18 protein-coding genes are annotated in these 23,031 nt (G+C 73.0%); 12 read left to right on the top strand and 6 right to left on the bottom strand.

What is annotated here, in order from left to right; all coding sequences use genetic code 11:
• Positions 1-10: 10 nt before the first annotated feature.
• The 4 genes from CCO04_RS25380 to CCO04_RS25365 all read left to right on the top strand — a co-directional run bounded on the left by CCO04_RS25380 (position 11) and on the right by CCO04_RS25365 (position 5,878).
• A complete protein-coding gene (locus tag CCO04_RS25380; RefSeq protein WP_308281530.1) occupies positions 11-2,734 on the top strand; it encodes a GNAT family N-acetyltransferase in 2,724 nt (907 codons plus the stop codon).
• Positions 2,735-2,836: 102 nt separating this feature from the next.
• A complete protein-coding gene (locus CCO04_RS25375) occupies positions 2,837-3,424 on the top strand; it encodes a DUF5998 family protein (protein ID WP_215816977.1) in 588 nt (195 codons plus the stop codon).
• 4 nt (positions 3,425-3,428) lie between these two features.
• The gene (locus CCO04_RS25370) at positions 3,429-4,562 is read left to right on the top strand and encodes an alkaline phosphatase family protein (RefSeq protein ID WP_215816976.1); all 1,134 of its coding nucleotides are present in this window, start codon (positions 3,429-3,431) and stop codon (positions 4,560-4,562) included.
• A gap of 548 nt (positions 4,563-5,110) precedes the next feature.
• Positions 5,111-5,878, top strand: a complete 768-nt coding sequence (locus tag CCO04_RS25365; protein ID WP_215816975.1) for a hypothetical protein — start codon at positions 5,111-5,113, stop codon at positions 5,876-5,878.
• 31 nt (positions 5,879-5,909) lie between these two features.
• Here the strand turns inward: CCO04_RS25365 and CCO04_RS25360 are convergent, their stop codons facing one another.
• Positions 5,910-6,578 carry a thymidine kinase gene (locus tag CCO04_RS25360; protein ID WP_215816974.1) on the bottom strand — a complete coding sequence of 223 codons (669 nt, stop codon included), beginning with the start codon at positions 6,576-6,578 and terminating at the stop codon, positions 5,910-5,912.
• A gap of 135 nt (positions 6,579-6,713) precedes the next feature.
• Between CCO04_RS25360 and CCO04_RS25355 the strand changes: the two genes are divergently transcribed.
• A complete protein-coding gene (locus tag CCO04_RS25355) occupies positions 6,714-7,907 on the top strand; it encodes a hypothetical protein (protein ID WP_215816973.1) in 1,194 nt (397 codons plus the stop codon).
• 10 nt (positions 7,908-7,917) lie between these two features.
• Positions 7,918-9,945: a M3 family metallopeptidase gene (locus tag CCO04_RS25350; RefSeq protein ID WP_215816972.1), complete on the top strand. Its 2,028-nt coding sequence runs from the start codon at positions 7,918-7,920 to the stop codon at positions 9,943-9,945.
• Positions 9,946-9,960: 15 nt separating this feature from the next.
• Here the strand turns inward: CCO04_RS25350 and CCO04_RS29535 are convergent, their stop codons facing one another.
• The 4 genes from CCO04_RS29535 to CCO04_RS25330 form a co-directional block, all read right to left on the bottom strand.
• Positions 9,961-10,695, bottom strand: coding sequence for a CatB-related O-acetyltransferase (locus tag CCO04_RS29535; RefSeq protein ID WP_215816971.1), 735 nt, complete (start codon positions 10,693-10,695; stop codon positions 9,961-9,963).
• A gap of 24 nt (positions 10,696-10,719) precedes the next feature.
• Positions 10,720-11,874 carry a sorbosone dehydrogenase family protein gene (locus CCO04_RS25340; RefSeq protein WP_215816970.1) on the bottom strand — a complete coding sequence of 385 codons (1,155 nt, stop codon included), beginning with the start codon at positions 11,872-11,874 and terminating at the stop codon, positions 10,720-10,722.
• Positions 11,875-11,923: 49 nt separating this feature from the next.
• Complete coding sequence (gene panB, locus CCO04_RS25335; RefSeq protein ID WP_215816969.1) at positions 11,924-12,796, bottom strand: 3-methyl-2-oxobutanoate hydroxymethyltransferase; 873 nt, start codon at positions 12,794-12,796, stop codon at positions 11,924-11,926.
• Between the two features lie 106 nt (positions 12,797-12,902).
• Positions 12,903-13,409: a VOC family protein gene (locus CCO04_RS25330; RefSeq protein ID WP_215816968.1), complete on the bottom strand. Its 507-nt coding sequence runs from the start codon at positions 13,407-13,409 to the stop codon at positions 12,903-12,905.
• 104 nt (positions 13,410-13,513) lie between these two features.
• On the opposite strand from CCO04_RS25330, the gene CCO04_RS25325 reads away from it, so the two are divergent.
• The 4 genes from CCO04_RS25325 to CCO04_RS25310 all read left to right on the top strand — a co-directional run bounded on the left by CCO04_RS25325 (position 13,514) and on the right by CCO04_RS25310 (position 20,247).
• Positions 13,514-15,196, top strand: coding sequence for a SigE family RNA polymerase sigma factor (locus tag CCO04_RS25325; protein ID WP_215816967.1), 1,683 nt, complete (start codon positions 13,514-13,516; stop codon positions 15,194-15,196).
• 17 nt (positions 15,197-15,213) lie between these two features.
• Complete coding sequence (locus CCO04_RS25320; protein ID WP_215816966.1) at positions 15,214-17,220, top strand: NAD(+) synthase; 2,007 nt, start codon at positions 15,214-15,216, stop codon at positions 17,218-17,220.
• Between the two features lie 79 nt (positions 17,221-17,299).
• Positions 17,300-19,576, top strand: coding sequence for a bifunctional diguanylate cyclase/phosphodiesterase (locus tag CCO04_RS30005; RefSeq protein WP_215816965.1), 2,277 nt, complete (start codon positions 17,300-17,302; stop codon positions 19,574-19,576).
• A complete protein-coding gene (locus CCO04_RS25310; protein WP_215816964.1) occupies positions 19,573-20,247 on the top strand; it encodes a hypothetical protein in 675 nt (224 codons plus the stop codon). The genes CCO04_RS30005 and CCO04_RS25310 overlap by 4 nt, the downstream gene beginning before the upstream one ends.
• Here the strand turns inward: CCO04_RS25310 and CCO04_RS25305 are convergent.
• Positions 20,244-20,708 carry a hypothetical protein gene (locus CCO04_RS25305; RefSeq protein ID WP_215816963.1) on the bottom strand — a complete coding sequence of 155 codons (465 nt, stop codon included), beginning with the start codon at positions 20,706-20,708 and terminating at the stop codon, positions 20,244-20,246. The two genes, CCO04_RS25310 and CCO04_RS25305, sit on opposite strands and share 4 nt — an antisense overlap.
• A gap of 127 nt (positions 20,709-20,835) precedes the next feature.
• On the opposite strand from CCO04_RS25305, the gene CCO04_RS25300 reads away from it, so the two are divergent.
• Complete coding sequence (locus CCO04_RS25300; protein WP_215816962.1) at positions 20,836-21,510, top strand: metalloregulator ArsR/SmtB family transcription factor; 675 nt, start codon at positions 20,836-20,838, stop codon at positions 21,508-21,510.
• Positions 21,511-21,681: 171 nt separating this feature from the next.
• Complete coding sequence (gene glnA / locus CCO04_RS25295) at positions 21,682-23,022, top strand: type I glutamate--ammonia ligase (RefSeq protein WP_215816961.1); 1,341 nt, start codon at positions 21,682-21,684, stop codon at positions 23,020-23,022.
• The last annotated feature ends 9 nt before the right edge of the window (positions 23,023-23,031 follow it).

Raw genomic sequence — 23,031 nt, 5'->3', positions numbered from 1 at the left:
ATTTCTCCCTGTGAGCCCCGGCGACCCGACCCCCACGGACGAGATCGAGGCGCCGCCCGCGCACTGGGAGGGCGACGTCCTGCTCCGCGACGGGCGTACGGCGCACATCCGGCCGATCCGGCCCGAGGACGCCGACCTGATGGTGGAGTTCTACGCGCGGGTCTCCGACGAGTCCAAGTACTACCGGTTCTTCTCGCCGATGCCGGTCCTCTCCGACCGTGACGTACGCCGGTTCACCCACGTCGACAACCGCGACCGGGTCGCGCTCGTGCTGATCCTCCAGGAGCGCATGATCGCCGTCGGCCGCTACGACGTCGTCGCCGACCGCGAGGCCGAGGTCGCCTTCCTCGTCGAGGACGAGCACCAGGGCCGCGGGATCGCCCAGCTGCTGCTCGAGCACCTCGCCCAGGCCGGCCGGGAGCGCGGCGTCGAGCGGTTCACCGCCGAGGTGCTGCCCGACAACAACCGGATGATCCAGACCTTCCGCGACGCGGGCTACCGGGTCGCGAGCGGCTACCACGACGGCGTGATCACGCTGGAGTTCTCGATCGACCCGACCGACACGGCGATCGGCGTGATGCGCGACCGCGAGCACGCCGCCGAGGCGGCGTCGATCCAGCGCTTCTTCAACCCGCGCTCGGTCGCGATCATCGGCGCGAGCCGTCGCCAGGACACGATCGGCCAGGTCCTGGTCCGCAACCTGGTGACGGCCGACTTCACCGGCCGGGTCTACGTGGTCAACCCGAGCGCGCCCGCGGTGTCGGGCATGCCGGCGTACAAGAACGTCAACGACATCCCCGACGAGGTCGACGTCGCGATCGTCGCCGTCCCGGCCGACGCGGTGACCGACGTCGTGCTCGACTGCGCCAACAAGGGGGTGCACGGGCTGATCGTCATCTCGTCCGGCTTCGCCGAGACCGGCGAGGAGGGCCGCAAGCGGCAGCGTCACCTGGCCGGGCTGTGCCGCTCCTACGGGCTGCGGCTGATCGGGCCCAACTGCCTGGGCGTGCTCAACACCGACCCGACGGTCCAGGTCAACGCCTCGCTGTCGTCGGTGATGCCGGCCCGCGGGCGTGCGGGCTTCTTCTGCCAGTCCGGTGCACTGGGCTCGGCGATCCTCGAGAAGGTCAAGAACCGGGGCCTCGGCATCTCGACCTTCGTCAGCGCGGGCAACCGCGCCGACGTCTCCGGCAACGACCTCCTGCAGTACTGGGAGGAGGACGACTCCACCGAGGTCGTCATGATGTACCTCGAGTCGATCGGTAACCCGCGCAAGTTCTCCCGCATCGCGCGCCGGGTCTCGCACCGCAAGCCGATCGTCGCGGTCCGGTCGGGCCGGACGACCCAGGGTGTCCCGATGGGCCACACGGTACGGCGCATCGGCGCCCCCCAGGCCGCGGTCGACGCGATGTTCCGCCAGGCCGGGGTGATCCAGGTCGACACCCTCGACGACATGTTCGACGTCGCCCAGCTGCTCGCCCACCAGCCGCTGCCGCGTGGGCGCCGGGTCGCGATCGTCGGCAACTCCGACGCGCTGGGGCTGCTCGCCGCCGACGCGGCGTCCGCGGTCGGCCTGGTGGTCAACCGTTCGGTCGCGCTCGGTGCCGACGCGACCGCCGAGGACTTCGAGGACGCGCTCGACGACGCCATCGACGACCCGGACGTCGACTCGGTCATCGCCGTCTACATCCCGCCGCTCGACGTGTCGGGCGAGGAGGTCGCCAACGTGCTGGCGGCCGTGGGGGAGCAGTCCGACAAGCCGCTCGTGTCGTCCTTCCTCGGTGCCGAGGGCATCCCCGAGCTGCTGCGGGTCCCCGACGTCGCGGGCTCCTCGGCCGGACGCGGCTCCGTGCCGTCGTACCCGGCGGTCGAGGCGGCGGTGCGCGCCCTGGCCCGCGTCGTCGAGTACGCCGTGTGGCTCCACGCCCCCGACGGCCCGTCCGCCGACGCGGGCGAGGTCGACGCGCGCAGCGCCAAGCGGCTGGTCGACCGGATCCTCGCCGACCCCGAGGTCGTCGCCAACGACCGCGAGGTCGAGCTCGACCAGGCCCAGCTCACGACGCTGCTCAACGCCTACGGCATCCAGCTGTGGCCGACCATCCCGGTCTCCGACCTCGACGAGGCGATCGCCGCCGGCGAGCGGCTCGACTGGGACGTCGTCCTCAAGTCCACGCTGCCGGCGGTGCGCGAGCGCCCCGACCAGATCCACGTGTGGCGCAACATCCCGACCGCGCCCGAGATGCGCGAGGCGTGGGACTACCTCGGCGGCCTGATCGACCCGGGCATCGGGCGGTTCGTCGTCCAGCGCAACGCCCCGACGGGCGTGCCGATCTCGGTCCGCTCGTTCGAGGACCCGCTCTTCGGGCCGGTCGTGTCGTTCGGCATCTCCGGGCCCGTCATCGAGCTGTTGGGGGACTGGTCCTACCGGATCCCGCCGCTGGGCCAGCACGAGGTCGCCGCGATGGTGCGCGAGGTCAAGAGCTCGCCGCTGCTGTTCGGCTACCGCGGCGCCGACCCGGTCGACGTCGGTGCGATCGAGGACCTCATCACCCGCGTCGCCGAGCTCCAGAACGACCTGCCCCAGGTCGCCTCGCTCGAGCTCTCGCTGGTGCTGGCCGGGGTCGACACGGCGACCGTGCTGACCGCGTCCGGACGGGTCGCGGCGGTGAAGGACCCGCGGCCGGACTCGCTCGTGCGCCGGATGCCCGACCTCGCCACGACCATCCCGGACTGACCTCGTCGGCGCGAGCGCGTCTCCGGCGCCTCGAAGAGGCAGCAAGCTGCCCGGATGGCGCCTCCCGCCGCGCTGCCGCGCTGGTCGTGCGAGGATTCCCGCATGCCCACACGTGCCCGCTCTCACGAAGGGGACCGGATCACCGAGCTCCAGGCCGCCATCGACCGGACCGGCTACTACCCCGAGGTCGTCTCCGACGCGGTCACCGACGCGCTCGGCGGCGAGGCCGTGGTGTCGTACTACGTGCACCACGAGCCGACCTTCGAGCGGGACGAGGTGCGCCGGCACCAGACGGTGATCGTGCTGACGCCGACCCGGCTGATCCTCGCGCACACCGACGAGCACGCGGGCGACGACCTGCTGCCCGAGCCCTACACCTCGACCTCCACCGAGGCGGTCAGCCTGCGCGCCGTCGCCTCGGTCGTGGTCACCCGGATGACCACCAACCCGACCGCCGGACCGCGTCCGCCTGCCGAGGCGGTGCTGACGATCGGGTGGGGCGCGGTGAGCCGGATCGACCTGGAGCCGGCCGCGTGCAGCGACCCCCAGTGCGAGGCCGACCACGGCTACACGGGCACGTCGTCGTCCGACGACTTCTCGCTGCGGGTCTCCGCGGCCGCCGACGGCACCGACGCGGTCGGCGGGCTGCTCTCGTTCGCCGCGTCGCTCTCCGCGCTGACGAGGGGTTGACCGGGTGGAGCAGGCTGCCTTCTGCGAGCCGGCGTACGGCGTCCGCTCGCTCGGCGACGTGGTGCCCGCGATCGCCCGGGCACTCGGCAGTCCCGTCGGCGCCACCCCCAGCGGGCTGAGCCTGCCGGACGCGTCGTCGTACGTCGTCTTCCTCATCGACGGGCTCGGTGCCCGGCTGCTGGAGCGCTACGCCCACGCGGCGCCGTACCTGTCGTCGCTGCTGGCGGGCTCGACCCCCGCGACCGCGGGCGTGCCGTCGACGACCTCGACCTCGCTGACCTCGCTCGGCACCGGCCTGACGCCGGGCGCGCACGGCCTGGTCGGGTTCACCACGCGGATCCCCGGCACCAGCGAGCTGCTCAACGCGCTGCTGTGGGACCACGACATCGAGCCGACCCAGTGGCAGCCGCACCAGACCGCGTTCTCGTCGCTGCAGAACGCCGGCGTGCGGGTCACGGTCGTCAACAAGCGTGAGTTCAACGGCAGCGGGCTGACCGTCGCGGCCCACCGCGGCGCCGACTACGTCGGCGTGGACCGGGTCGGCGAGCGGATCGCCGCCGTCATCGGCGCGTCGACGCCCCACGCGGGCCAGGCGGCACTCACCTACGTCTACGACGGCGACCTGGACTGGACCGGTCACCGCTGGGGCGTCGCCTCCAGCCAGTGGCTCCAGCAGCTCGCCATGATCGACCACGAGGCCGAGCAGCTGCGCGAGGCCCTGCCGGCCGACCGCCGGCTCGTCGTCATCGCCGACCACGGCATGGTCGACGTCGGCCCCGACAGCCGGATCGACGTCGCCGGTCACGACGACCTGCGCTCCGGCGTCGCCCTGGTCGGGGGAGAGGCCCGGTTCCGGCACCTCTACTGCGCCGGCGGCGCGGTCCCCGACGTCGTGACGACCTGGCGCGAGGTGCTCGGCGAGCGCGCCGACGTCCTGACCCGGGCCGAGGCGATCGGCCGCGGCTGGTTCGGCCCGGTCGACCCGTCGGTGCTGCCGCGGATCGGCGACGTCGTCGTCGCCTGCAAGGGCGAGTTCGCGGTGCTGTCGACCGAGGGATTCCCCTACGAGTCGCGGTTGATCGGCATGCACGGGTCGCTGACGCCCGACGAGATGCTGATTCCCGTCCTGCTCGACTGAACCTTTCCGGCACCTCGCGTCGTGACCGATCGACACGGACCCTGGCAGCGCCGGCGCGATGACGACACCATGCCCCGCTCACCGGTTCACTTCCCGGACCGCTTGAACGAGCGGTGTGGCACGGCGGGCGCCCCGGTCGTGGTCCCGGCCCCCATGATCAGCCTCGTCTCGAGGTCTGACGGTCCGTGCCGGTTCGCGGTCCGCGCTGGTTCGGCCTGATCCGACCGGCTACCTCGTGGTGGGCTACAGCAACGGTCCTTGCGCCGCCGCCGATCGCCTGGCGCCTTGACAGGCATCCCGGACCACTAGGGCGACCGTGGTTGCCGCGGGCAAGTGAAGGCGCGCAAGATCGCGTTCAAGGCCAGCGGCAGAAGCTCGGCAAGCTGAAGGCTCTGCGGTCGTGAAGCTCAGGGCGGCGGCGAGGCCAAGGTCGTCCGGGCCTGCAGCGCCTGTGGCTGAGCCGCGCCGCCCCGACTGATCCGGTTGGTGGCGGCGAATCTCGGCAAATCACCTCCGCCGACTGGGACGGGGGCCTAGGTTCGAACTTCATGAAATCCCCCCACAAAATCGCAGCGCTCGCCGCTGCCGTCATCGTGCCGCTCGCCCTGGTCGCTCCGGCTGCGCACGCGGACTCGTCGTACACGGGCGTGATCGAGCTCAGCGACCCGAGCATGAACTTCCCCGAGCCGAATCCGGACACGGATCAGTGCCTCAAGCCGGGCGGTGGCAACCAGGCCGCCCGCTATGACACGGTCACGTTCACCTCGCGGACCAACGGCCCGCGCCGGATCGTGATCCGGAGCACGGCCGCGATGCCGGACGCCCCGTTCGCCATCTGGGCCTACCGCAACGGCACCTGCGTCGCGGCGGACTACCAGCCCGACGATGCTGCCGAGGCCAGCCAGGGCATCGTGGACCTCGACAACGTGGTCTTCGCCAAGGGCGACAAGGTGCTGATCAGGTTCTTCTACCTGAACGGGGGCGTCCCCACGGTTCCGTGGAAGCTCGACATCTTCCAGCCCGGTACGGCGAACGCCGCTGCCGCGGGCAAGGGCGCGTCGTACGTGAAGCTGCCGGAGCAGGTCAGCTGCAGCAGCCACCAGGCCACGGTCAAGGCGACCGGCAAGGCCCGCAAGGTGAAGTCGATCGTCTTCAAGGCCGGCGGCAAGAAGGTCGGTTCGGTCCAGCGCGTGCGGCCCGGGCAGAACATCAAGCTCAAGAAGATCCCCGCCACGGCGACCTCGATCAAGGCCGTGGTGAAGCTCAAGGGCGGCGGCAAGGCGAAGGTCGTCCGGGCCTACAGCGCCTGCCGCTGACGACTGGCCGTCGACCGCCCCCGCGTCCTGCCTAGGAGAACGGCAGCGGCTCGGGGGAGAGGCTGACCGCGCGGGCTCGGGCCGCGGTCAGCCCGCGGCGGTGGTGCTGGCGGCAGAGGACCTCGTAGGCGACCTCGACCTCGTCGTCGACGGCGGGGAGCTGCTCGGCGGCGTCGACGTCGCCGACGACGATGACCTCGCCCTCGGTGACCATGACGCCGTTCTCGGTGCGGGCGTTGTGGGTGGCGCGCTTGCCGCACCAGCACAGGGCCTCGACCTGGAGGACCTCGGTGCGGTCGGCGAGCTCGACGAGGCGGGCCGCGCCGGGGAAGAGGCGGGTGCGGAAGTCGGTGAGGATGCCGAAGCAGAAGACGTCGATCTGGAGCTCGTCGACGACCTTGGCGAGCTGGTCGATCTGGGCGGGTGTGTAGAACTGGGCCTCGTCGCAGATCATGTAGTCGATCCGGGCGCCCTGGGTGAGGGCCTCGACGGTGAAGCGCCAGAAGTCGAAGACGTCGTCGACCTCCTGGGCGTGGGCGCTCAGGCCCAGGCGCGAGGAGACGATCGCGACGCCGGCGCGGTCGTGCGAGGTGAAGAGGCGGCCGACGCGGCCGCGGGCGGCGTGGTTGTGGTTGGTCTGGAGGGCCAGGGTCGACTTCCCCGTGTCCATCGTCCCGGTGCGGAAGGTCAGCTCGGCCACCCGCGCATCCTCTCATCGCCCCAACATTGGGGATGAGTCGGCGCCGGGTCGGTGAAGTTCTGGTGAAACGCGTGCGTCCGGGGCGATCCGGGCGAACACTGGAGGATCCAGCCCGACTCAAGGGAGGTGGGGCACGTGGGGGACGTCGCCGCACTCGTACGACGTGGCGCTCGGCGCGCCCTCCTGCTCGCCGTGGTGCTCGCGCTCGTCGCGGTCGTCCTCGCCACCACCGGGATCCTGCACCGCGGCGGCGCGCCGCAGCGGGAGGCGGGCCCGGCTGTTCCTGCGGACGCCGTACCGGCGAGCCCGTCGGCCGCGGCGGACCCGCCGGCGAGCCCGGCACCTCCGCCGCCGGCTGCGGCGGACCCGGCGCCGGACGCCGGTGCGGAGCGGACCGCGACCGTGCAGGCGGCCGGGCTGCTCGTCGTACCGGAGGTGGATGCGCGTCCGCCCGCCGACCGGCTGGCCGCCGCGCCGCCCCAGGCGGTCGTCGCCTACCAGCGGGCCGCGACCGTGATCGACACGGCGACCTCGTGCCACCTGGACTGGCTCGTGCTCGCGGCACTCGGCCGGATCGAGTCCGGTCACGGGCTGGGTCTGGGGGAGCCGGGCAAGTACCGGGTGAGCGCCGAGGGCAAGGTCGAGCCGGCGTACGTCGGGCGGCCGCTCAACGGTCGCCAGGGCCGGTCCGCGGTCTCCGACTCCGACGGCGGACGCCTCGACGCCCGCCCGCTGTGGGACGCGCCGGTGGGCCCGATGGGGCTGCTGCCGGCGACCTGGAGCACGGTCGCGGTCGATGCCGACGGCGACGGGGTCCGCGACCCGCAGGACCTCGACGACGCCGCGCTCGGCGCGGCGGTGCTGCTGTGCGCCGACGGGCACGACCTGGCCGAGCCGGCCGACCTGCGCGCCGCCCTCGCGAGGTACGACGCGACCCGCGGCTTCCCGGCGGCCGTGCGCCGGCTGGTGGCCGGCTACGAGAAGGACCTGGCCGCGGACGTCGCGCTGGCGCCCGGCTCCGGGCTCGCGCCGGTGCCGGCCCGGCTGACCGGCGACACCGTGGTCACGATGATCGCGCGGCCGCCGCGCAAGCGCTTCGTCCGGGCTCCGGAGCCGGTCTTCGTGACGCCGCCGAAGCCGGCGCCGCAGCCGACACCCGACCCGGAGACCAAGCCCGAGCCGGAACCCGAGCCCGAGCCGACGCCCACCCCCGAGCCGACGCCGACGCCGACGCCCGACCCCCAGGACGAGCCGTCCCCCGAGCCGTCGCCCGAACCTTCTCCAGAACCCTCACCAGAGCCGGACCCCGGCGCAGCGCCCACGTCCTAGAGTGGGCTCCGTGACGACGGACGCACTTCTCGGGCCCAGCGACCTCCCCCACCAGCTGCCGCGCTTCGCGGATATCACCGACGACGACTACGCGCCGGCCATCGCGACCGCGATGGCCGAGCAGATCGCCGCGATCGCCGCGATCACGGCCGATCCGGCGCCACCGACCTTCGCCAACACGATGGAGCCGCTCGAGCGCAGCGGGACCGCGCTGGCACGGGTGCTGCGGGTGTTCGGCAACAAGGCCAGCGCCGACGCCAACCCGGCGGTCGACGCGGTGCGGGCGGAGTTCGCGCCGCGGCTGGCCGCGCACAGCGACGCGATCCTGCTCGACCCGGCGCTGTGGGCGCGGCTCCAGGCGGTCCACGCCGACCGCAGCGCGCTCGATGCCGAGGCGGCGTACCTGGTCGACCGCTATGTCACCGAGTTCCGGCTCGCCGGCGCCGCGCTCGGCGAGGACGACAAGGCGCGGCTGCGCGCGCTCAACGAGGAGATCTCCACCAAGGAGACCGCCTTCGAGCTGGCGCTCCAGGCCGACAGCAACGACCTCGCGGTCGTCGTCGACGACGCCGCCGAGCTCGCCGGGCTCACCCCCGGTGAGGTCTCCGCGGCCGCCGCCGCGGCCGCGAGCCGCGGGCTCGACGGGCGCTACCTGCTCACGCTCGTGCTGCCGACCGCCCACCCGCACCTGGCCGCGCTGACCGACCGCGACCTGCGCCGCCGGCTCTCCGAGGCCCAGCGCAGCCGGGGCAGCCGCGGCGGCGAGCACGACACCCGGGCGCTGGCGCTCGACGTGCTGCGGCTGCGCGCCGAGCGGGCCCGGCTGCTCGGCTTCGACAACCACGCCGCCGTGGTGACCGCCGACAACACCGCCGGTACGCCGAAGGCGGTCCGCTCGCTCCTCGAGCGGCTCGCCGCGCCGGCCGCCCGCAACGCCCGCCGCGAGCAGGAGGCGCTCTCGGCGCAGGCCGGCTTCGCGGTCGAGCCGTGGGACTGGCCGTTCTACGCCGAGAAGGTCCGCACCGCCCGCTACGACGTCGACCTGGCCGCGCTGCGTCCGTGGTTCGAGGCCGAGCGGGTGCTGCGCGACGGCGTCTTCTTCGCCGCCGAGCGGCTCTACGGGCTGACCTTCGAGGAGCGCCCCGACCTGCCCGGCTACCACCCCGGCGTCCGGGTCTTCGAGGTCAGCCGCGACGGTGTGCCGATCGGGCTCTACCTGCTCGACCTCTACACCCGCGACTCCAAGCGCGGCGGGGCCTGGATGAGCAGCTTCGTCACGCCCTCGACGCTGCTCGGGGTCGAGACGGCGGTCGTGGTCAACAACCTCAACGTCCCCCTGCCCGCCGACGGCGAGGCCACCTTGCTGACCTGGGACGAGACCCGCACGCTGTTCCACGAGTTCGGGCACGCGCTGCACGGACTGCTGGCGCGGGCGACGTACCCCAAGTTCGGCGGGACGGCGGTCTTCCGCGACTTCGTCGAGTACCCCTCGCAGGTCAACGAGATGTGGATCCTGTGGCCCGAGGTGCTCGCCAGCTACGCGATCCACCACGAGACCGGGGAGCCCATCCCGGCCGAGGTGGTCGAGCGGCTGCGTGCGGCCGAGACGTTCAACGAGGGGTTCGCGACGAGCGAGTACCTCGCCGCCGCGCTCATCGACCTGGCCTGGCACGAGCTCGGCCCCGACGAGGTGCCGGCGGACGTCGACGAGGTCGCCGCGTTCGAGCAGCGCGCGCTCGCCGCCGCGGGGCTCGACAACCCGGCGGTGCCGCCGCGCTACGCGACGCCCTACTTCGCCCACAGCTTCAGCTCGGGCTACGCCTCGGCGTACTACTCCTACATCTGGAGCGAGCTGCTCGACGCGGACACGGTCGCCTGGTTCAAGGACAACGGCGGGCTCACCCGCGCCAACGGCGACCAGTACCTGCGCCACGTGATCGGCATCGGCGGCACCCGCGACCCGCTGGAGTCCTACGAGGAGTGGCGCGGCCGGCCGGCGCCGATCGAGCCGCTGCTCGCGCGCCGCGGGCTGGACTGACGGGGACCGGGCGGCTCAGCCGCGGCGCCAGCGCGAGCGCGCCGGCTCGGGGGCCGGGGGCTGGGCGTCCTCGTCCTGGTAGGTCCGCCACTCCCCGGGGTACGGCGTCAGCCCGTCCTCGTCGATGCGCCGGCGCAGCTCGGCGACCGCCGCGGCCGGGTCGTCGAAGGGCAGCCCGGCCAGCTGGTTCGGGCTGAACCGCCACCAGGCGACCTCCTGGAGCGCGGCGACCAGGTCCGGGGCGAAGCGCGAGCGGATCACCTTGGCCGGCACCCCGCCCACGATCGCGTACGGCGGCACGTCGCGCGTCACGACGGCCCCGGCCGCGATCACCGCGCCGTCGCCGACGTGGACGCCACGGAGCACGACGGCGTTGGCGCCGATCCACACGTCGTTGCCGATCGTCGCGGGCCCGCGCGGGAAGCCGGCCGGCTCCAGGGGAGTGCCCTCGGCGGCGGCCGGGTGCCAGCCGAACCGGCCGGCGTCGTACTGGAAGGGGGAGGTGGAGAGCCAGTCGGTGGGGTGGTCCGGCTCGCCGATCCGCACGCCCGCGGCGAGCGAGCAGTAGCGGCCGATCGAGGAGCAGGAGTCGATCACGCCGCCGACGAGGTAGGTGAAGGCGCCGATCTCGAGGGCGGTCTTGGACACGGTGAGCCCCATGAACCAGACCGGGGCCTCGATGCGCACGCGCGAGACCCGCTGGTGCTTGAGCTTGGCGCGACCACGGACCTGGTCGGGGGTGTCAGCCATGGCCGCGATGCTGTCACAGCGGGATCAGGCGGGTGGACGCACCCGCAGCAGGACGTCGTGCCCGTCGCCGTTGTCGGTGGTGACGAGCAGCGAGCCGTCGCTCGCGGCGGTGACGTCGCGCAGCCGGCCGTAGGCGCGCAGCTCGGCGGGGGCGTCGGTCCAGCGCAGCTTGCCCCGGGCGCTGAACCGGACGAACAGCAGCCGCTGGTCCTTGAGGACGGCGACCGCGAGCGCGCCGTCGTACCGGCCCCAGGCGGAGCCGCGCACGAAGGCGGCGCCGGACGGCGCGATCGTCGGGTCGCCGGAGCGCCAGCGGGCGGCGAGCTGCTTGCCGGGCAGGCGCTGGTCGGTCATGGGGCGGGTCTCGTCGTAGCCGGGGACGGGGTTCCAGCCGTAGTTGCCGCGCTTGCGGATCAGGTTGATCTCGTCGTCGCGCGAGGTGCCGTGCTCGACCGACCACAGCGTGCCGTCGGCGCGCTGGGCGAGTCCCTGGACGTTGCGGTGGCCGTAGCTGAGGACGTAGCGGCGCTTGCCCTTGCGGTCGGCCCACGGGTTCGCGGGCCAGGCCCGGCCGGTCATCCGGTCCAGGCGGAGCACCTTGCCGCCCAGGGAGCGCAGGTTCTGGGGGTTGCGGCCCTGGGCCGCGTCGCCGGTGCCGACGACGAGGGCGCCGTTGCGCAGGATCAGCAGCCGGCAGCCGCCGTGGCGGCCGATGGAGTTCGAGGGCAGCCCGGTCAGCAGGGTGCGGGCCGGGGTGGCCCGGGTGAGCCCGGCGTCGAGGGTCCAGGCGATCACCCGGATGTCGTGGCCGCCGCCGGCCAGCCGCCAGCCCTGGCACGTGTAGATGCGGCGGTTGCTCGTGAACTGCGGGTCGACCGCGAGCCCGAGCAGGCCGGTCTCGCCGCGCGCCCAGACGCTCGCGCTCGGGAAGGCCAGGTCGCGGTGGCTGCCGGTGGCCGGGTCGACCAGGGTCAGCGCCCGCCGCTCCCGCTGGGTGACGAGCAGGTCGCCGGTCGGCAGCTCGGCGACCTCCCACGGGTGGTCGAGGCCGTCGGCGACGACCGCGACGCGCAGGCCGGCCGCCGCGGCCCGCGGCTCGTCGGCGCGGCAGCCCGCGGCCGAGAGGGTGGTGGCGAGCAGGGCCAGGACCGGCAGGACGACGAGTCGACGCGCACGCATGCGACGACCGTACGCCGTCCTGCCGGTCGGTGGGCTCAGCCCGGGCCGCTCAGAAGGTGTGCTCGGGCGCCGGGAAGCTGCCGTCCTTGACCTCGCTGTCGAACGCGCGGGCGGCGTCGAGCAGCGTGGTGCGGACGTCGGCGTACTGCTTGACGAACCGGGGGAGCCGGCCCGTGCGCAGGCCGAAGGCGTCCTGCCAGACGAGGACCTGACCGTCGCACTGGTTGCCCGCGCCGATGCCGATGGTCGGGATCTCGAGCTTCGCGGTCACCTCGGCGGCGACGTCGCCGGGCACCATCTCCATGACGACGGCGAAGGCGCCGGCCTCCTGGACCGCCTCGGCGTCGCGCAGGACCCGGGCCGCGGTGTCGCCGCGGCCCTGGACCCGGTAGCCGCCGAGGGTGTGCTCGGACTGCGGGGTGAAGCCGATGTGGGCCATCACCGGGATGCCGCCCTGGGTCATCCGCTCGATCTGCGGGGCCATCTCGGCACCGCCCTCGAGCTTGACGCAGTGGGCGCCGGCCTCCTTCATGAACCGCACGGCCGTCAGGTAGCCCTGCTCGGGCGAGGCCTGGTAGGAGCCGAACGGCAGGTCGCCGACCACGAGGGCCCGGGAGACCGAGCGGCTCACGGCCCGGGTGAGCGGGAGCAGCTCGTCGACCGTGACCGGCAGTGAGGTCGTGTTGCCGAAGACGTTGTTGGACGCGCTGTCGCCGACGAGGAGGACCTCGATCCCGGCCTCGTCGAAGATCTGCGCGGTGTACTGGTCATAGCTGGTGAGCATGGAGAAGCGCTCACCGCGCTGCTTCATCTCGCGCAGGTGGTGCGTGCGGATCCGCTTGATCGGCGCGGACGCGCTGGGTGCGGCGGCTGCCGCGGGACCGCCGTAGGGGGCGGCTTCTTCGGGGGCGTTGCTCATCATCGAGCTCCGTTTCTGGTGACTCGCGGCCCGCGCGAGCGGGTCCACGTTCGTTGACGGACACGACGAGGCTAGTCGCGGGAGAGCCCTCCGCGCGCTGTGTGCTCGGTCACCCCGGAGCGGTCGCCGCGGCGGCCGCGTCGGCGGCCGCCTCGAGCTCGGCGACGACGATCCGGCGCATCCCGAGCATCGCCCGGGTGGCGGCGAGCGCGCGCTCCGGGACGGGGTCGGCGACCAGCTCGTAGAGCCGCGCCGGGACGATCTGCCAGGACAGCCCGAAGCGGTCCTTGACCCACCCGCACACCGACTCCTCGCCACCGTCGGCGAGGGAGTCCCAGTAGTAGTCGACCTCGGACTGGTCGTCGCAGGTGACCGAGAACGACACCGCCTCGGTGAACGGGAACGCCGGCCCGCCGTTGATCCCGCGGAACGTGAGCCCGTCGAGCGTGAACGCCCCGGCCATCACGCTGCCCGGCGTGCCCGGGCCCGCGTCGCCGTAGCGGCTGAGGTGGTCGATCGAGGAGTTCGGGAAGATGCCGGTGTAGAAGCGCGCGGCCTCCTCCAGCGTGTCGTCGAACCACAGGCACGGCTGGATGTGGTTGCTCGCGAGGCTCATGCGGGGGCAGACCGCTGCCGGACGCGGGACTCATCGGCAGGTCGTGCCAACCATCCGGGTGCGGCTCGCGTTGGATGGGCGGACCGACCGGAGGACGGCACGCGATGGACGACGACTTCACCGCCTGGGCAGCGGGTGCGGAGCAGCCGCTGCTGCGCTCGGCGTACCTGCTGACCGGCGACCTGCACCGCGCCGAGGACCTGGTCCAGGAGGCGCTGGTCAAGGTCGCGCTGCGGTGGCGGCGGCTGCGCGCGGGGTACCCGACGGCGTACGCGCGGCGGATCATCGCGAACGACCACGTGTCGTGGTGGCGCCGGCACGGGCGGGAGGTCCCCGTCGCCGACGTGCACGACGGCGCGGTGGCGGTGGTCGCGGCCGCGAGCGTCTCGTCGGACCCCGAGGCGGTGCTCGTCGTGCAGAAGGCGCTCGCCCGGCTGACCCCGTCGCAGCGCGCGGTGGTCGTGCTGCGCCACTTCGACGACCTGAGCGAGCGCGAGACGGCCGAGGCGCTCGGCGTCTCGGTGGGCACGGTCAAGAGCCAGAACTCCGCGGCGCTGGCCCGGTTGCGCTCGGGGGCGCCCGAGCTGCTCGACCTGGTGGTGCCGGCGGGGCTGGGGGAGCGGGCCGTGCGCGAGGCGGGGCGGCGCCGGGCCCAGCGCCGGGTGGTCGGCGGGGCCGCGCTCGCCGTCGTCCTGGTGGTGCTGGCCGGGGTCCTGGTGACCCGCGGCGACCGGGGCGCCGAGCCGCCGCCGATCGCGCCGACGACGGTGCCGACGCCGGTGCCGAGCGGGACCGCCGCGGCTGCGCCCCGGATCGAGCGCTGGGACCCGTTCACGGTCGTGGACGCCCCGGTCCGGGCCTCGGTGCTGCCCCGCCGCCTCGACCCGCCGCCGGCCCGGAGCGTGCCGAGCGTGCTGCGCGAGCCGCTGCCCGGGGGCGCGGTGCTCGCCCTGCCCGAGCCGGGCGCGGACCTGCGCCTGCTCGGCACCGACGGCACCTGGCGCTGCATCGCCGGGACCGCGGACCTGCTGGCCGACACGCTCGGGGGCACCCTCGCCCCCGCCCTGTCGTACGACGGCACGCAGGTCGCGTTCGCCACCTACGACGGCATCCGGGTGGTCGACGTGACGACCGGTGCCGACCGCACCGTGCCCTGGCCGAAGCCCATCGCGGAGCGCTGGGACAACCCGCCGGCGCTGACCTGGCTGCCGGGTGACGAGGGGTGGTACGTGGCGCACTGGAGCGGTGGGTGGCTGGTGCGGCCCGACGGGACCGGGCAGCGCTCGCCCTACGGGACGCTGGGCGGCACCGGCGTCGCCGTCGACCCCGACGGCACGGTGGCGGTCCAGGAGAAGGCCTACGAGGGGATCTCGTTCTGGCGCGGCCTGACGAAGGTGCGCTCGCTGCCGACCAGCTACTGGCTGGGCGGCGCGGCCGTCGGACAGGGCCGGATCGCCCTGGTCGGCGGCGGCAGCTCGCTGCCCACCGGCCGGACCGGCCCGATCGTGCTCGACGCCGACGACGGCCGGCTCCTCGGGGCGGTGCTCGCGCCCGATCCCGACCAGGCCTACAGCGACGGGCGCCACGTGCGGGCGCTCGGCTTCCTCGATGCCGACACCCTGCTGATCCAGGTCGGCCCGGTCGACCTCTCCCGGATGGACCTCGACGAGGTCACCTGGCACCTCGTCGCCTGGCGCTTCGCGACCGGCGAGCTCGAGCGGTTGGCGAGCGGCCCCGCGATCCTGAGCGGCCTGGTTGTCGCCGTGGGGGCCGTGGCCGATCCCTAGATCCCTAGACTCGCCCTGTGGACTTCTACTCGGCCTACGCCCACGGGTTCGCCCGGGTCGCCGCGGTGACACTGCCTGTCGCCGTCGCTGACCCGGCAGCCAACGCCGCCCGCACGATCGAGCAGGCGCGCGCCTGCCACGACGAGGGAGTGGCGGTCGCGGTCTTCCCCGAGCTGGGCCTGACCGGGTACGCCGTGGACGACCTCTTCCTCCAGGACGTGCTCCTCGAGGCGGTGCACGCGGGCATCGCCGAGATCGTCGCGGCCTCGGGCGACCTGATGTCGATCCTGGTCGTGGGCGCGCCGCTGCGCCACGGCAACCGGCTGCTCAACTGCGCGGTGGTGATCCACCGCGGCGAGGTGCTGGGGGTGGCGCCGAAGTCCTACCTGCCGACCTACCGCGAGTTCTACGAGCGGCGCTGGTTCGCGCCGGGCGACGACCTGCACGGGCAGGACATCGTGGTCGCCGGTACGCGCGTCCCGCTGGGGCCGGACCTGATCTTCAGCGCGACCGACGTACCGGGGCTGCACCTGCACGTCGAGGTCTGCGAGGACATGTGGGTGCCCGTGCCGCCGAGCGCCCAGGCGGCGCTTGCGGGGGCCACCGTGCTGGCCAACCTCTCCGGCAGCCCGATCACGATCGCGCGGGCCGAGGACCGGCACCTGCTGGCGCGCAGCGCGAGCGCGCGCTGCAACGCGGCGTACGTCTATGCCGCGGCGGGCCAGGGCGAGTCGACCACGGACCTGTCGTGGGACGGCCAGACGATGGTCTACGAGATGGGCGACCTGCTGGGCGAGGGCGAGCGCTTCCCCGACGGGCCGCGGCGGACGGTCGTCGACGTCGACCTCGACCGGCTGCGCCAGGAGCGGCTGCGCCAGGGCACGTTCGACGACAACCGCCGGGGGACCGGGGTCGAGGCCGACGACTTCCGCTGGGTCGAGCTGACCCTGGACCCGCCGGCCGGCGACATCGGGCTGCGCCGCCGGGTCGACCGCTTCCCGTTCGTCCCCGACGACCCGGCCCGGCTCGCCCAGGACTGCTACGAGGCCTACAACATCCAGGTCTCCGGGCTGGAGCAGCGCCTCAGCGCGATCGGCCAGCCCAAGATCGTGATCGGCGTCAGCGGCGGCCTCGACTCCACCCACGCGCTGATCGTCGCGGCCAAGGCGATGGACCGGCTCGGCCGCCCGCGCAGCGACATCCACGCGTTCACGATGCCGGGCTTCGCGACGGGCGAGACCACCAAGGCCTACGCCACGCGGCTCTCGCTGGCGCTCGGGTGCACGTTCGAGGAGCTCGACATCAAGCCCGCGGCGCGGACCATGCTGGAGGGCCTCGGGCACCCGTTCTCCGAGGGCGAGCCGGTCTACGACATCACGTTCGAGAACGTCCAGGCGGGGCTGCGCACCGACTACCTGTTCCGCCTCGCCAACCACCGCGGCGGGATCGTGCTCGGCACGGGCGACCTCTCCGAGCTTGCGCTCGGGTGGTGCACCTACGGCGTCGGCGACCAGATGTCGCACTACAACGTCAACGCGGGCGTGCCCAAGACGCTCATCCAGCACCTCATCCGCTGGGTGATCGACACCGACCAGCTCCACGACGGGCACTACGACGACGACGCCGACAAGGTGCTCCAGGCCATCCTGGGGCAGGAGATCACCCCCGAGCTGATCCCCGGCGGCGAGCAGCGCACCGAGGACTCGGTCGGGCCCTACGCGCTGCAGGACTTCACGCTCTACCACGTGCTGCGCCGCGGCTACCGGCCGAGCAAGATCGCGTTCCTGGCGCACCACGCGTGGGGGAGCGGCGAGGCGTCGTACGACCTGGCGACGATCCGGAAGTGGCTCGAGGTCTTCGTCCGGCGCTTCTTCAGCAGCCAGTTCAAGCGCTCGGCGCTGCCCAACGGGCCCAAGGTGAGCCCGGGCGGGACGATGTCACCACGGGGTGACTGGCGGATGCCGTCCGACGCGAGCCCGGCCGCCTGGCTGGCCGAGCTGACGGCGAACGTGCCGGACGCATAAGAATCGGCAGACGCCTGCCGACAGGACACACGAGGGCCTGACCAGGGCCCGTTCACGGGACGAGGGAGGTCGACGAGCCGTGGGCCGCAGGACTGCCACCGCCTCGGGGGCTCCCCGGGTCGCCACCGCCGAGCGGGTGGTGGCGTACGCCTCGTGGGGCTGGCTGATCTTCGGGCTGCTGGCCAACCAGGTCGCCGCGTCGGCGACCCACCAGACGAGCCAGACGATCCTGCTGGCGACCCTGACCGTCTTCTTCCCGATGCTGGTGCTGCGGCTGGCCCTCGCCGTCCGCCTGTACGCCGGGCGCCGGGCCGGGCTCCTCCTGCTGCTGGCCGCGGTGACCGCGTGGGCGATCGGCTCGATGTCGGTCAACTCGGGCGGGGTGGCCTCGCAGCACCACTTCCCGGCGACCGGTGAGTGGTTCTTCCTGATGTCCTACCTGGGCATGGCCGGCTACCTCATGCTCGACGTCGACCGGCGCCAGCTGCGGCCCACCCGCGGCTGGCTCGACATCGCCGTCATCTGCGGCGGCACCTCCTGCGTGGCCTCGCTCCTGCTCGTCACGCCCATCCGGCTCGCCTCGGGGCAGGAGGGCGTCCCGCTGCTGCTGGCGCTGATCTACCCGCTGGCCGACCTGGTGCTGGCGCTGGCCGTGCTCGGCCAGTCGCTCCTGCTCGCGCGCACCGACCTGGGCAAGTCGGTCATGCTCGGCGTCGCGTTCGTGCTGCTCGCCGCCGCGGACTCGGCCTTCGCGCTCCAGGCCTCGGCGAGCACCTACGACTTCGGCAACGTCAGCATCGCGCTCTGGGGCGGCGCGTTCGCGCTGCTCGTCACCGCCGCGTGCCGGCCGCCCACGTCGGTCATCCGGACCGTCCCCAAGGCCGCCGGTACGACGGTCCTCGTCGCCGCGGGCGCCGTCGCGACCGCGGTGCTGATGCTGCGTCCCGACGACGAGCTCGCCTACTACACGGTGCCGCCGGCGGTGCTCACCATGGTCACCGTGGCCTGGCGGATGGGCCTGGCCCTGCGCGACGCCAACCGGGCGACCGAGGCGTTCGCCCTGTCCCGCACCGACGACCTGACCAAGCTGCCCAACCGGCGGGCGGTGCGGGTGCGCCTCGAGGACAGCATCGCCGCCCGCGAACCGCTCGCGCTGATGCTGCTCGACCTCGACGGCTTCAAGGAGATCAACGACGCGCTCGGGCACCAGGTCGGCGACACCGTGCTGCGCCTGGTGGCGCTGCGGATGCGCGAGGCCCTCGGGCCGCGCGACGTCGTCGCGCGCCTCGGCGGCGACGAGTTCGCGATCATCGTGCCCGGCTGCGACGAGATCGAGCTGATGGAGACCGCGCACAACGTCCTGCGCGAGCTGGGCAAGCCGGTCTCGGTCGACGGCATCGAGATCTGCCCGTCCGGCTCGATCGGCATCACCGTCGCCGGGCCCGACGAGCAGGGCAGCGGCGAGATGCTGCGCCGTGCCGACGTCGCGATGTACCAGGCCAAGGCGACGAGCATGGGCGCCGCGCTCTACGACGTCGAGCTCGACGACTTCTCCCGCTCCCGCCTCCAGCTCGCCGAGGAGCTGCGCAAGGGGATCGCCGACGGCCAGATCGAGGTCTGGTACCAGCCGCAGCTCGACGTCGCCTCCATGCGGATCTCCGGCGTCGAGGCGCTCGTGCGCTGGCGGCACCCCGTGCAGGGCGTGATCAGCCCGGTCTCGTTCCTCCCGGCCGCGCGCCGGGCGGGGCTGATGACCACCCTCTCCCAGACCATCGCGCGCCAGGCGGTGCACGACCACCGGCGCCGGCTCGACGCGGGCGTCGACCTGCGGGTCGCGATCAACTGCGCGCCCACCGAGCTGCTCGGCCAGGCGTTCCTGCCCCAGCTCTACGCCGCGATCGAGGAGCACCAGGTGCCGGCCGAGGGCCTGGTCCTGGAGATCACCGAGGACTCCTTCCTCGCCGACCCGCACCACACCCGTGAGGTGCTGCTCGGCCTGCGCGAGCACGGCGTCCAGGTCTCGATCGACGACTACGGCACCGGCTTCTCGTCGCTGACCTACCTGCGCAACCTGCCGGTCCAGGAGCTCAAGATCGACCGCTCGCTGATCCGCAACGTCGCCGAGGACGCCCGCAGCCGCGAGATCGTGGCCTCCACGATCCAGCTCGCCCACGCCCTGGACATGCGGATCGTGGCCGAGGGCGTCGAGAACGCCGCGGACCTCGTGGCCCTCGCCGAGATGGGCATCGACACGGTCCAGGGCTACCACGTGGCCCGCCCGATGCCGCCCACCGAGATCGACGCGTGGGTCCGGCATTGGCGTGCCGGCGAAGCCGCGGTGATGATGCAGGGATGAACGCCGCCCCCCTGCGCTTCGTCCTCGATCCCGTCGGCGCCGAGCTCGCCGCCGCCCTGCGGTGCGAGGCCGACGTCTTCCTCGCCACCTACGGCAACACCGCCGACGAGATGGACCGTGAGTACGGCCCCTACCTCGGCGCCACCGGATTCATGACGGTGCTCGACGAGAACGACCAGGCCGTCGCCACGGCCCGCATCATCGAGCCCGGGCCGGCCGGCCTCAAGACGCTCAACGACACCGCACGCGAGCCGTGGGGCGTCGACGGGCTCCGCTCGGCGCGCTCGGCCGGCGTCGACGTGGCCAAGACCTGGGACATCGCCACGATCGCCGTACGGCCGGGGTCGGGGCGGGGCGGGCTCTGCGCCGCCGCGCTCTACCACGGCATCGTCACGGCGGCGTTCGCCAACGGCATCGAGTTCGTCGTGATGATCATGGACTCGGGCGCGCGGCGCCTGCTCTCGGCGCTGGGGCTGCAGACCCAGGTGCTCCCCGCGACCTCCACGGGGGAGTACCTGGGCTCCGCGACCAGCACCCCGCTGTGGGCGAACCTGCACCGGATGTTCGAGCGGCAGCGCCAGGCCGACCCGGACGCGTACCGGCTGATCTACCAGGGCATCGGGCTCGACGGCATCGCCCTCCCGACCGACTGGGTCCGGCGCTCCGCCTAGGCCTCCCGGCGGTGGTCGCCGCGCATCATCCGCGCCATCGCGAAGCTGCAGATCGCCAGCGCCACCATGCCGACGGCCTGGTAGGCCATCTGGTCGACGCTGAACAGGTTGGCGGCGAGGAGCACGAACCAGACGCCGAGCACGTCGCCGCCGAGGTGCGGCATGGCGGCGACGAGCAGTCCGGCGAGGACCGTGATCGCACCGATCCACACCACGGCGTCGGCCGCGTTGCCCGGCAGCAGGTTGTTGGTCCAGGTCGCGATGGTGGCCTCCCACGTGGCGCTGTCCGTCACGAGGTGGGTCATCATGTCGAGCCCCCACAGCAGGGGGAGCACGGTGAAGGTCGCCCAGAGGGCCACGCGGCCCTGGTGAGCGGCGTCGATGGTGGCGAAGTGCGTGAGGTCGTGCATCTCCTCACGCATGTCGTGGGACAGGGAGTCCCACGCGTGGGTGCTGGCCATGGCTGGCCCCTTTCTCGAGCGGTCCTTTTGTAAGGGACATCACCTTTGACGGTAGACCTGGGTCGATCTTTCGACAAGACTCGTGTCCGCTAGAAACTCGAGCGAGAACCTGGAGGGGGACCGAGCCATGGACGAGGCGTTCGGACGACGGGTCGCGCGGGTCGGCAGCCTGGCCGACCCGGTACGACGGGCGCTCTACCGGTTCGTCGCCGAGCAGCCCGGCGCGGTGAGCCGGGACCAGGCGGCGAGCGGGGTCGACGTACCCCGGCACACGGCGAAGTTCCACCTCGAGCGCCTGGTCGACGAGGGCCTGCTCGTCACCGAGTTCCGCCGGCTCACCGGCCGTACCGGTCCCGGCGCGGGCCGCCCGGCCAAGCTCTACCGGCGCGCCCGGCGCGAGCTGGTGGTCAGCGTCCCGAGCCGGCGCTACGACCTGGCCGGGCAGGTGCTCGCCGACGCGGCCGAGCGCGCGCTGGCCGGGACGCCGATGAGCGCCGCACTCACCGCCGCGGCCGACCACGCCGCCGACCAGGTCGCCGGGAACGCCGGGGAGGCCACGCTGGCCGAGGCCCTGGTGCCGCTCGGCTACGAGCCGCGGGCGGACCAGGACGGTGCCGTCGAGCTGACCAACTGCCCCTTCGACCTGCTCGCCGCGGGCCACCGCGACCTGGTCTGCGGCGTCAACCGCGCCTTCGTCACGGGTCTGGCAGGTCGCCTCGGCGGTACGGGGAGCACCGTCGCGGCGGTCCCGCCGGGGCCTGGCTGCTGTGTCCGACTCCTGCCCGAAACACGCACGCCCTAGGGGGTGTCGGTCTCCTGGTCGCCTGCTGCGCGGCGTTTGCGACTCGATCCGGCAGCGTTGTCGGAGTCTCGTCGGGCCTCCGGCCCGCCTTCGCTCCTCCGCCTTGCCAGATCGGCCGCAAACACCGCTCGCGACGGCGCCCAGGAGACCGACACCCCCTAGGGTGTGCCCATGGGTAAGCAAGAGGACTTCGTTCTCCGCGCGCTCGAGGAGCGCGACGTCCGGTTCGTCCGGCTCTGGTTCACCGACGTGCTGGGCTTCCTCAAGTCCGTCGCCGTCGCTCCGGCCGAGCTCGAGGGCGCCTTCTCCGAGGGGATCGGCTTCGACGGCTCGGCGATCGAGGGCTTCGCCCGGGTCTACGAGGCCGACATGCTGGCGCTGCCCGACCCGACGACCTTCCAGATCCTGCCGTGGCGCAGCATGGAGGGTCCGGCGACCGCGCGGATGTTCTGCGACATCGTGATGCCCGACGGCTCGGCGTCCTACGCCGACCCGCGCAACGTGCTGAAGCGGACGCTGGGCAAGGCCGCCGAGCAGGGGTTCACCTTCTACACCCACCCCGAGATCGAGTTCTACCTGTTCAAGGACGAGCCGCAGCCGGGTGTCGAGCCGGTGCCGATCGACCGCAGCGGCTACTTCGACCACGCCGCCCACTCGCACGGCTCGGACTTCCGCCGCGAGGCGATCACGATGCTCGAGGCGATGGGCATCTCGGTGGAGTTCAGCCACCACGAGGGCGGCCCGGGCCAGCAAGAGATCGACCTGCGGTACGCCGACGCGCTCACCACCGCCGACAACATCATGACCTTCCGCACGGTGATCCGTGAGGTCGCGCTCAACCAGGGGATCTGGGCGACGTTCATGCCCAAGCCGTTCACCGACCACCCCGGTTCCGGCATGCACACCCACGTGTCGCTCTTCGAGGGCGACCAGAACGCCTTCTACGAGGCGGGCGCGGAGTACCAGCTCTCCAAGACCGGCCGCCAGTTCATCGCCGGGGTGCTCAAGCACGCCAGCGAGATCAGCGTGGTGACCAACCAGTGGGTCAACTCCTACAAGCGGATGATGTTCGGGGGCGAGGCGCCGTCGTACATCTGCTGGGGGCACAACAACCGCTCCGCGATGATCCGGGTCCCGATGTACAAGCCGCTCAAGGGTCAGTCGACCCGCATCGAGCTGCGCAGCGTCGACTCCGCGTGCAACCCCTACCTGGCCTACGCCGCCGTGCTGGCCGCCGGGCTCAAGGGCATCGAGAACGACTACGAGCTCCCGCGCGAGGCCGAGGACGACGTCTGGGCGCTCACCGAGCGCGAGCGGCGCAGCCTCGGCATCGAGCCGCTGCCCAAGAGCCTGCACGAGGCGATCGTGGTCGCTGAGCGCTCCGAGCTCCTCGCCGAGACGCTGGGCGAGCAGGTCTTCGACTACTTCCTGCGCAACAAGCGCGCGGAGTGGGACGAGTACCGCGGCCAGGTCTCGGTGTTCGAGCGCGACCGGATGCTTCCCGTCCTCTGAGCCCGACGC

It is taken from the genome of Pimelobacter sp. 30-1 (assembly GCF_018831735.1).
GTDB lineage: Bacteria > Actinomycetota > Actinomycetes > Propionibacteriales > Nocardioidaceae > Nocardioides.
This window is presented reverse-complemented; position numbering and strand designations above follow the sequence as displayed.

What these genes read in the sequence shown, in the direction of transcription:
- CCO04_RS25330 (WP_215816968.1), bottom strand. Translation starts at nt 13,409, where the DNA reads ATGAGCCTCGCGAGCAACCACATCCAGCCGTGCCTGTGGTTCGACGAC.
- CCO04_RS25305 (WP_215816963.1), bottom strand. Translation starts at nt 20,708, where the DNA reads ATGGCCAGCACCCACGCGTGGGACTCCCTGTCCCACGACATGCGTGAG.
- CCO04_RS29535 (WP_215816971.1), bottom strand. Translation starts at nt 10,695, where the DNA reads ATGGCTGACACCCCCGACCAGGTCCGTGGTCGCGCCAAGCTCAAGCAC.
- CCO04_RS25310 (WP_215816964.1), top strand. Translation starts at nt 19,573, where the DNA reads ATGAACGCCGCCCCCCTGCGCTTCGTCCTCGATCCCGTCGGCGCCGAG.
- CCO04_RS25365 (WP_215816975.1), top strand. Translation starts at nt 5,111, where the DNA reads ATGAAATCCCCCCACAAAATCGCAGCGCTCGCCGCTGCCGTCATCGTG.
- glnA (WP_215816961.1), top strand. Translation starts at nt 21,682, where the DNA reads ATGGGTAAGCAAGAGGACTTCGTTCTCCGCGCGCTCGAGGAGCGCGAC.
- CCO04_RS25325 (WP_215816967.1), top strand. Translation starts at nt 13,514, where the DNA reads ATGGACGACGACTTCACCGCCTGGGCAGCGGGTGCGGAGCAGCCGCTG.
- panB (WP_215816969.1), bottom strand. Translation starts at nt 12,796, where the DNA reads ATGATGAGCAACGCCCCCGAAGAAGCCGCCCCCTACGGCGGTCCCGCG.
- CCO04_RS25340 (WP_215816970.1), bottom strand. Translation starts at nt 11,874, where the DNA reads ATGCGTGCGCGTCGACTCGTCGTCCTGCCGGTCCTGGCCCTGCTCGCC.
- CCO04_RS25375 (WP_215816977.1), top strand. Translation starts at nt 2,837, where the DNA reads ATGCCCACACGTGCCCGCTCTCACGAAGGGGACCGGATCACCGAGCTC.
- CCO04_RS25300 (WP_215816962.1), top strand. Translation starts at nt 20,836, where the DNA reads ATGGACGAGGCGTTCGGACGACGGGTCGCGCGGGTCGGCAGCCTGGCC.